Annotated in this window: 11 protein-coding genes and 1 pseudogene; 9 read left to right on the top strand and 3 right to left on the bottom strand. The window is 64.9% G+C overall.

What is annotated here, in order from left to right; all coding sequences use genetic code 11:
* The 8 genes and pseudogenes from CCR96_RS02580 to CCR96_RS02545 form a co-directional block, all read left to right on the top strand.
* Positions 1-717: SOS response-associated peptidase (locus CCR96_RS02580; protein WP_201216575.1), on the top strand; the 717-nt coding region annotated here is incomplete at its 5' end.
* Between the two features lie 256 nt (positions 718-973).
* Positions 974-1,096: pseudogene (locus CCR96_RS02575) on the top strand (SEC-C metal-binding domain-containing protein); the annotation flags it as partial.
* Positions 1,097-1,526: 430 nt separating this feature from the next.
* Positions 1,527-2,537, top strand: a complete 1,011-nt coding sequence (locus CCR96_RS02570; protein WP_201216556.1) for an aldo/keto reductase — start codon at positions 1,527-1,529, stop codon at positions 2,535-2,537.
* A 271-nt stretch (positions 2,538-2,808) separates the two neighbouring features.
* A complete protein-coding gene (locus CCR96_RS02565; protein WP_201216549.1) occupies positions 2,809-3,153 on the top strand; it encodes a YebG family protein in 345 nt (114 codons plus the stop codon).
* An 89-nt stretch (positions 3,154-3,242) separates the two neighbouring features.
* Positions 3,243-3,776, top strand: coding sequence for a WbuC family cupin fold metalloprotein (locus CCR96_RS02560; protein ID WP_201216540.1), 534 nt, complete (start codon positions 3,243-3,245; stop codon positions 3,774-3,776).
* A gap of 152 nt (positions 3,777-3,928) precedes the next feature.
* Positions 3,929-4,825, top strand: coding sequence for a DUF6159 family protein (locus tag CCR96_RS02555; RefSeq protein ID WP_201216533.1), 897 nt, complete (start codon positions 3,929-3,931; stop codon positions 4,823-4,825).
* Between the two features lie 130 nt (positions 4,826-4,955).
* The gene (locus CCR96_RS02550) at positions 4,956-5,189 is read left to right on the top strand and encodes a hypothetical protein (RefSeq protein ID WP_201216525.1); all 234 of its coding nucleotides are present in this window, start codon (positions 4,956-4,958) and stop codon (positions 5,187-5,189) included.
* A 35-nt stretch (positions 5,190-5,224) separates the two neighbouring features.
* The gene (locus tag CCR96_RS02545; RefSeq protein ID WP_201216516.1) at positions 5,225-5,506 is read left to right on the top strand and encodes a hypothetical protein; all 282 of its coding nucleotides are present in this window, start codon (positions 5,225-5,227) and stop codon (positions 5,504-5,506) included.
* An 82-nt stretch (positions 5,507-5,588) separates the two neighbouring features.
* Here CCR96_RS02545 and CCR96_RS02540 read toward each other — a convergent pair whose 3' ends face one another.
* Positions 5,589-6,128, bottom strand: a complete 540-nt coding sequence (locus CCR96_RS02540; RefSeq protein ID WP_201216509.1) for a GNAT family N-acetyltransferase — start codon at positions 6,126-6,128, stop codon at positions 5,589-5,591.
* 282 nt (positions 6,129-6,410) lie between these two features.
* Here CCR96_RS02540 and CCR96_RS02535 point away from each other — a divergent pair, with 282 nt between their 5' ends.
* Positions 6,411-6,839, top strand: coding sequence for a DUF2784 domain-containing protein (locus CCR96_RS02535; RefSeq protein ID WP_201216500.1), 429 nt, complete (start codon positions 6,411-6,413; stop codon positions 6,837-6,839).
* Between the two features lie 42 nt (positions 6,840-6,881).
* Here CCR96_RS02535 and CCR96_RS25275 read toward each other — a convergent pair whose 3' ends face one another.
* Positions 6,882-7,139 carry an alpha/beta family hydrolase gene (locus CCR96_RS25275; protein ID WP_338035794.1) on the bottom strand — a complete coding sequence of 86 codons (258 nt, stop codon included), beginning with the start codon at positions 7,137-7,139 and terminating at the stop codon, positions 6,882-6,884.
* A partial coding sequence (locus CCR96_RS02530) for an amidase family protein (protein ID WP_201216493.1) occupies positions 7,060-8,725 on the bottom strand: 1,666 nt, incomplete at its 5' end. The genes CCR96_RS02530 and CCR96_RS25275, both read right to left, overlap by 80 nt.

Below are 8,725 nucleotides of genomic sequence, written 5' to 3'. Positions count from 1 at the left end.
TTCGCCCAAGTCGCCGATCCTGACACGCTCGCCAATCATTTCGGACTCGCAACGACAGCGGTTGACGCGCAACCGCGCTACAACGTCGCGCCGACCCAAGCAGTGCTGGCAGTCCGACTGACCGAGGACCAGCCGCATCGCGAGTGCGTGAACCTGCGCTGGGGCTTGGTCCCGTTCTGGTCCAAGGGCCCAGATAATCGCTACAGCATGATCAACGCCCGCGCCGAGACGGTGGCGAGCAAGCCGGCCTATCGCGCCGCATTCGCGCAGCGTCGCTGCCTGATCCCGGCCGATGCCTTCTATGAATGGCAGGCGGGGAAGGATGGCAAGCAGCCGTATGCGATCCGCCGCAAGGATCGAGCGCCGTTTGCGATGGCTGGACTCTTTGAGCATTGGCAAGGCGATGACGGGTCGGTGATCGATTCTCCCGTCCTGTTGGGCATTGCAGGACCAGGTCGCGCCGGGATTGGTGGAGCCAATAGAGCACTTCGAGCGAGGTTGTCGTCTGCAGACCGACCAGCGCCTGATCCCAGGGCTGGAACACCTCGATCTGACACTCGGGGCCGTTCAGGTTACCTTGGCGCGGACAGTCTTCGCGCCGCTGCGCTCGGCTGGGGAGGCGGAGGTCGGCGCACCGGTGCCGCTCCTCAATGCTTTCCTCGACCGCGAGCTGACACGGCTGGCATCCGTGGCACCACCTCTGGCGCGGCCCGTTGATGAGACGGCGCTGGATCAGTTGCTGTTGGACACCCTGGTTGGGGCAGGCTAGCGCGTTCGCGCACGGACACCCATGAGGACGCATCTTCAGTCTGCGCCGAGCCAGCAGAGGTGTTCGGCCCACAGCTATACAGGGCCGGGGCTCAGGCTGGGCTTGTGCCGATCGAGCGTCTGCGCGACGTTGCCAATCATTGCTGACTCGACGCCTGCCAACACCGGTTCAGGCGTCGCCACCAAGAGGACCTGAGCCTTGTCGATGCCCTGCCCTTGCGGTTCCGGACACACCCTTGCCGACTGTTGCGAGCCGTTCCTGGCTGGCACCACAATGCCAGCAACCGCCGAGGCGTTGATGCGCTCGCGCTATACCGCCTTCACTCAAGCTTGGCAGTGCGGGCCTTAGGCCTCGGCATCAACCGCAACAACGGCATCACCGACGCGCAGCAGCCCGCCCTGGATCACCCGCACGCAAAAGTCCACCATGACCACGCATGGCATTGTAGCCGCCCGGTCCCAAGACCTACTTCATGCGTGAGCAGGGATGCGCAAAGCCGGTGCCCTCCAGCACCACCTCGCCGATCTGAAAGCGCTGTCCCTTGAGCGCAGCCAGGTTGATCCCGGACACCAGCAGTCTTCGAGCGCATCGATGCCATGCCGATGCGTCGTCGAGAGATGGAAGTTGCAGAATGAGCGGTACCCTGATGACACGGCCAGGATCGGCCTCGTCCTGGAACGGACCGGCGAATCGCCCCATGTTTCAGGCGATCGTGCCCCAATCCATCTAACCGTTTGCATCGCCCCAGCGCTTGATCATGCTACAGCCAACCCGTTCACCGCTGCACCGCGTCATCGGTCAACAGTCCCCGAGTGTCCTCGGGCTTGGACTCGCCGCGCTGGGTCGTCCCGGTTACATCAACCTCGGCCATGGCGAGGATACCGGCACCGACCGCAGCATCGAGGCGATGCGCGAACGCGCCTTCGCGGTGCTCGATGCCGCCTGGCGTGCTGGGATCGGCTATTTCGACACCGCCCGCTCCTATGGTCGCGGCGAGGCCTTCCTTGGCGACTGGTTGGGCTCGCGCGAGGTGCCGGCCGATTCCGTGACCATCGCCTCGAAGTGGGGCTATACCTACACCGCCGATTGGCAGATCGAGGCTGAGCAGCATGAGGTCAAGGACCATTCGCTCGCGGTGCTGCAGCGACAGTGGCTGGAGACCCAGAGCAATTTGGGTGGCTATCTGGACCTGTACCAGATCCATTCCGCCACCCTGGACAGTGGGGTGCTCGATGATCGGGCCGTGCACGCCGAGCTTGCGCGACTGAAGGGCTCAGGTACGCGCATTGGGCTGACCTTGAGCGGCCCTCAACAGGCGGTAACGCTGGAGAAAGCGCTGACCCTGCAGGTCGATGGCGTGCGCCTGTTCGATGCCGTGCAGGCGACCTGGAACCTGCTCGAGCCATCATCCGGGGCGGCGTTGGACGCGGCACATCGAGCAGGGCTGACCGTCATCATCAAAGAAGCGCTAGCCAATGGGCGCCTGACCGCGCGCAATCAGGCGGCAACCTTCCAGGCCCGGCGGCAGCGGCTCGAGACCCTCGCCGGTCGGTTCAATGCCTCAGTCGACGCCGTGGCGCTGGCCGCAGCCCTCACCCGACCCTGGGCTTCGGTCGTGCTGAGCGGGGCGGCGACCGAGGCGCAGCTGCAGTCGAATCTGAACGCTGCGGCCATCGCTTGGGATGATGAGGCTGAGGCGTTGATCGGGGCGCTCGCCGAGGAGCCAACGCTGTACTGGCAGACGCGGGCTGAGCTGGTCTGGAACTGAATCTCAATGCTACAGGACTACTAGGCTTCCGCCTGCTCGGCCGCACGCCGTTTTTGCGCGCGGCGATACGACCAAAGACACTCGAGGTCATGTGGCAGCGATTGGGCGCGGAATTGACCCGCTCACCGAACGGACAGCGATGACTGACCACGCGGACGCTTGTTTCGTCGACCTCCTCAACCGAGAAGGCTGCGCCGCACGATCTGCTCCTCGCCGCGGAGGTGGGTTGCGTTAGAATCGCGACCTTCTCCTGTGACCGGAGTCGACTGCGTTGATCGAGATCGAATACATCGTCAAAGACAAGCACGGGACAGAACGATTGCGGACCGCGGATAAGAAAGCTGCCGATGCCTATGACAAGGCGCTCGAGATCGCCGACCGACTCGCGCAACTGCTGCGCGATGATCAGATCCTGCCCGCGCTGCCGGATGCGGACCTTGAGGAGTTGACCATCTATCTGGCGCGCAACGCCCGCAACGTTGAGCGGGTGCTCAAGGGTAAGGAGCCTGAGCCCACACCGCCGTCGGGTGAGCGCAAGGACCACTCAGCACCGACCGCGGAGAAGCCCGCAAAGGATGCCGAGAGCAACGTCACCGAGCTGAAGCGGGCGCCGTAGGCGTTGTGCTTGGAAACGACCCTCTCGTGCCTGCATCAGTGGCCTGCATTGAACCCGTCTGACCACAGGGGGCGCTGACCTTGACCAGGGTGAAACCCTTTCCCTTGGCGATTGATGCCCCGGACGGCAAGGTCATCGCCCTCACCGCGGAGATGCTGGCCAAGGCGTCTGCACTGGCGCGACAGAGCCCACGCGGGCGGATCATCCAGCGGCTGCACAAGCAGGATGACGCGCCGCTGCACCGGATGGTCAATGCCATGCAGCCGGGTAGCTATGCGCGACCGCATCGTCACAGCAACCCGCCCAAGGCGGAAGCGTTCATCGTGCTGAGCGGGGCCGTGCGCTTCGTGGCGTTCGACGATCGCGGAGACATCCTCCAGTGCCTGGACATGCGACCCGGGAGCGCGACCTTTGGTGTGGATATCGAGCCCGGCGTCTGGCACACGCTGATCGTGCTGGAGCCCGACACCATCCTCTTCGAGGTCAAGAATGGCCCTTACGCGCCGGGCTCGGATAAGGATTTCGCGGAGTGGTCTCCGGCGGAAGGTACCCTCGAGTCGGCCCGGTTTCTTGATGAGCTGATCAAGCAAACGGGCGGAATGCCCTCAGAGCCAGGTCGGTGAACGACTGACTTGGCTGAGCGAGCACAACCAACGCTGTCACGCAGGAATGGATGATGCCGGCTGTGCTGACGGGCAGCATTCGCGAGCAAGGCGAGCCAACCGGACTACCGGATCGCCAGACAGGATAACCAACCTCACGGGGGTTCTCACAGATGGCGGTCTTTGCACGCTCATGGTCGCTTTTTCGCAGCGCGCTGGCCGTGCTCGGCGCTGAAAAGGGCTTCATTCTTTATCCGCTGCTGGCGGGACTCGGAATCTTGATCTTTTCGGCACTGATTCTTGGCGGTGGCGCTTGGCTGGTGCTAAGCCATCCAGAGCTGGAACAGCTGTTATCGCAGCTGGAACAGCCAAGCCAAGACGGCGATGCGCCCTGGTGGGCCTATGCGGCCGGCGCCCTGCTGCTGTGGCTGTTTCTGTTGGTCACCAGCTTCATCAGCCACTTCTTCCTGACCGCCTTAGTGGGCGGCACGCTGGAGCGGCTACGTGGTGGCAACCCGACCTTTCGCGACGGCTTGGCGTTGGCGCGCCAACGTGCGGGCGTCATCCTCGGCTATTCCGCGATCACCGCGACGGTGGGTCTGGTGCTCTCATTCCTGCGCGGACGTGACCAGCAGCCTGGCATCGGCGTCTTGCTCGCCAGCCTGGGTGGCTTCGCCTGGGGTGTGGCGACCTTTCTGGTGATTCCGGTCTTGGCGGCGAAGGACATCGGCCCGATCGCGGCGATCAAGGAGAGCGTCGGGCTGCTCAAGCGCACCTGGGGCGAGCAGCTCAGTGTCAATGTTGGCCTTGGGCTTATCATCGGCTTGCCGATGCTGTTGCTGATTGCCGGCACCTTCACCGGCGGCGTCTGGGCGGCAGCCACCGAGCAGCCGGTCTTGCTCATCATCACGCTCGCCACCGGCGTGACCCTGATCGCGTTGTTGTCACTGATGAGCGCCACCCTCAATGCCATGATCCGCGGCGCCGTCTACGTCTATGCCGAGACCGGCGAGGTTCCCGGGCCTTTTGATGGCGATCTGGTTCGGCAGGCCATGCGGTCTCGCACCTGAGCCAATCGGCTGCGGACTGAAGCAGCTGTCGCCCAGAGCCAGCTGGTCTTGGTTTGGGTGTCAGGATCGGCAATCGCCCCTTGATCGTTCGCCCTCCAGCCAAGCGGCCGATGTACTCGAGATTCGGCAAATGCCCCAGCAAGGGACCAGCTTGGAGGCGATGAGTGTGTTGATCGATGCCGCGGCGACGCGCCTGTGTGCCGGGCGCGGCGGCAAGGCGCCGGTGGCGGCGATCGAGCAGGCCTTGGCGGCGCAGCGCTCGCGGATTCTGCTGCATGGTGAGTGGTTGGCGCCGGTGCTGCAGTTCCGCGCGCGAGGTGGCGCAACGGGCACTGGAGGCGCTGCGCCAGGATCTGCGCCATGAGCAGACCAATCCCGACCTGCTGTTGCTGACCGGGGGTGGCGCGGTCGCTGTTTGGTCTCGAAGCGCCGTTGGCACCCTGGCTGGCAACCGCCGACACGGAGGCTGTTGAGCGTCTCGCGCGACTGCCGGGGACGGTGTTTCAGCCGCGCTTGCCGGCGGAGCCGCAGCGCTTGCTCGCGGCCTGCGCGCGATCGTCGGTGGATGCGGCGTTGCCGGCGCTGCATCTGCTGCTCCATCAGCTCGGTGACCCTGAGGCCGATACCGATCACGATCAGAATCAGGATCGGAATCACAAAAACGGCTCGGCGTTGTCCTGATGTCGGCTCAGCCGATGCTCGAGCGGCATGCCCGTATGCAGGTGGCGCTGGCCTTGATCGTGCGGCGTGCGCGCCTGTCGACCTACCAATACACCGGATCGTTGAGTGCCTCGACACAGCGCGAGGGTCCTTTGAGCGGGGTCACCGCCCGGTCTGACAACGACTGCGCTAGCCAGCCTTCGGGCTGCTGCAGCTTGAAGGGGGCTGGTGCATCCGCCTCACTGATCGGCTTGAAGCCGACCTTGGCATAGTAGCCGGGATCGCCGTAGGTCATCACGATGTCGACGCCGGCGCTGCGCAGCGCGGCTAAGCCATGGTTCAGCAGGCGTTGCCCGATGCCCTTGCCTTGCTGATCGGTCGCCACGGCGACCGGGGCGAGCACGAAGACGGTCCGCTGATCCTGCTCGTAGGTCAGCCTTGAGAAGAGGATGCCGCCGATGATGGCGCCGTCTTTCTCAGCCGTGAAGACGAAGCGATCTGGCTCCGCCGTGTTGGCGAGCAGATTGTGCACTAGATCGCCGATCAGCGCGCCTTCTTCCGCGCCCTCGGAGGCGGTGAAGGTGGCGCGGAACAGCTCGATGATCATGTCTTCTCGGCCTTGAGTGTCGGTGGAAAGCTGCATACTGACGTCTCGGTTGAATGTTGAATAGAGAAATGGACGCTGTCACCATTGCGCTATGGTCGTCGCATGACCCCATCGACGGTTCGTCTCGGTGAGGCCGGCAGTCGCTTTTTCGCATATCCCAGGCGGATCAGCAGCAGCGGTTGTTCGCCGGCGTTTAAGCCCAGGTGAGCCGCAAGCCGCCTGCGAAGTAGCGCTCGATGAAGGACGGGGCCGGGTCTCGGATCTCGAGGGTCCTCGACCGCGAGCAGGACACCCCTGACGGCAAGACTGGAGGTCACGATGGACGCTTTCACCTTACGGCTGCTCGACCAAGCGCTGTTCCTGCTGCACGCGGCCCTGGTGCTGTTCATCCTCACCGGCTGGATGTGGCCAGGCACCCGGCGCCTGCACCTGCTCGTGGTCGGGCTCACGCTCGGCGCTTGGGTCGGGCTCGGCGCCTGGTATGGCTGGGGCTACTGCCCGCTGACCGACTGGCATTGGCAGGTCAAAGCCGCCCTCGGCGAGACCGCATTGCCCGCGTCCTACATCAAGTACACCGTCGACGCGCTGACCGGGACGTCCTGGAATCCGATGCTCATCGACGCCTGGGTCGTCGGCTTGGCGCTGACGGCGCTGGTCGTGTCAGCGGTGTTGAACTGGCGCGACTGGCGGCGGCAGCGTGACCGGGGCTGCGAAACAACGACAGGGTGTCACGATCGAGACAAGTAGGACTGAGCGGCGCTTGCAAGCACGGCCACGCGCGGCTCGCGCTCATAGCGTCGGGACGAAGCCGAGAACGGCCTCTGTTGCCTGATCCAGATTCTGCTCCCAGGTGCGGCCGGATTGCCGGCGCGGCTTGAAGCTGTGGTCCCCGTCCTCGATCCAGGCCAGTCGAATCGACGGCGCGAGCGCATAGCCGGCGCCGAACCCATTGTTCCCGTGGTGAGCGTCACCGTGGCGCCACGACCGCCTCAGGCTGAAGGCGACCAAATCGGGGCGGCGGACGACGGTGTTGGGTCGCTTGCTCATAGGCGTAGGCATATTGGAACAGCTTGTGCTCATCGAACGGCCGCGCCAGCAGTTGCAGGCCCAACGGTAGGCCGCTCTCGGTGAAGCCCATCGGCACCGTGATGGCCGGTTGCCCGGTATGGGACGCAAGGACTGGGCTGTTGTTGCCGTGCGGGCTCTCGCTGTCGCCAAGCAAGCGCGGCGGATGGCTCCAACTGGGGTAGATGATCGCGTCGATCTGGTGTTCATCCATCGCGGCGAGGACGGCCTCGAGCAAGGCCTTGCGTCGCGGGTCGCCCTGGACGTCAACACAGGGCGGCTGCTGTGAACGAGGGTCTGCGCTGACCTCCATGGCCCACTGCATCGCTCCGGCGCTCTGGGGCAAGAATTGGTTGCTCGCCACCACCTCGTCCAGGGAGCGGATGGGGGCCTCTGGTCCCAAGGTTTGTAAATAACGGTTCAGATCGTAGCGGAAGCGGCTGCAGAAACCCGTGGCATCGGTCAAGCGCTCGAGATCGGGAATTCGGAACGGATCGAGGATGACAGCGCCGGCTTGGCGCAGATCTTCAATCGACTGGTCGAAGCGCGCCACGACCTCGGGGTCGGCGATGTCTGTCTCCGCAGCCGCATCCGCGTCTGTGTCTGTTCCGACCAGAGCGCGCAGGACGCCCAGTCGAGCGCCCTGCAAGCCATCGCGCTTGAGATACCGCCGATAATCCGGCTTGACCCGGCCGATGGCGACCTGGGTAAGCGGGTCCGCCGGATCATGGCCGGCCAGCACCGAGTAGACGATCGCGGTGTCGGTCACGGTTCGCATCAGCGGTCCGCCGACATCGCGGTTCGCCAGCAGCGGCACGATGCCGTCGCGGCTGGTGGCACCGAGGGTCGAGCGGAGGCCGACCAGGGCCAGATGCGAGGCCGGTCCGCGGATCGAGTTGCCGGTATCGGTACCCATGCCGATGAGGCCGAGATTGGCGGCGATCGCCGAGGCGGTACCACCGCTGGAGCCCGCCGGCACGCGATCGAGGGCGTAGGCGTTGCGGGTCTCGCCATGGGTGGAGCTGATGGTTTGGTAGGGGCTGAAGGCCCACTCGCCCATGTTGGACTTGGCCAGGATGATGGCGTCCTCGGCGCGCAGGCGTTGCACCATGAAGGCGTCATCGGGCGGTACTGAGCCCTTCAGGGCCAAGGAGCCGGCCTCGGTGGGCATGTCGGCGGTATCAAAGTTGTCCTTGAGGATGACCGGAATGCAGTGCAGGCGGCGCAGGCGGCCGGTCTCGGCAGACTGGCGGTCGAGCTGCCGCGCTCGCGCTAAGGCGTTGGGGTTGATGGCGATGATGGCATTGAGTCGGTTGGCCGGGGTCGGCGACCTGCTTGCGCTCGGACTCGGGGCTGCGTCGGCCTTGGTGGGTGGGTCGTAGGTCTCGATGCGCCGGAGGTAGCGCCGGGTGAGTTGTTCACAGCTGATCCGCCCGCTGCGCAAGGCCTCGTGCGCCTGGCCGATGCTGAGCTCGATGACATCGATGTCGGGTGTCGGCCCCGTCGATGCGCGATTCACCGGCTCGCAGGCGGTGCAGAGGCCCATCAGCAAGACGATGATCAGGCGC

Source organism: Halochromatium roseum (assembly GCF_016653315.1).
Lineage (GTDB): Bacteria > Pseudomonadota > Gammaproteobacteria > Chromatiales > Chromatiaceae > Lamprobacter > Lamprobacter roseus.
Note: the sequence above shows the minus strand (reverse complement) of the source record. Positions and strands in the feature narration are given on the sequence as shown.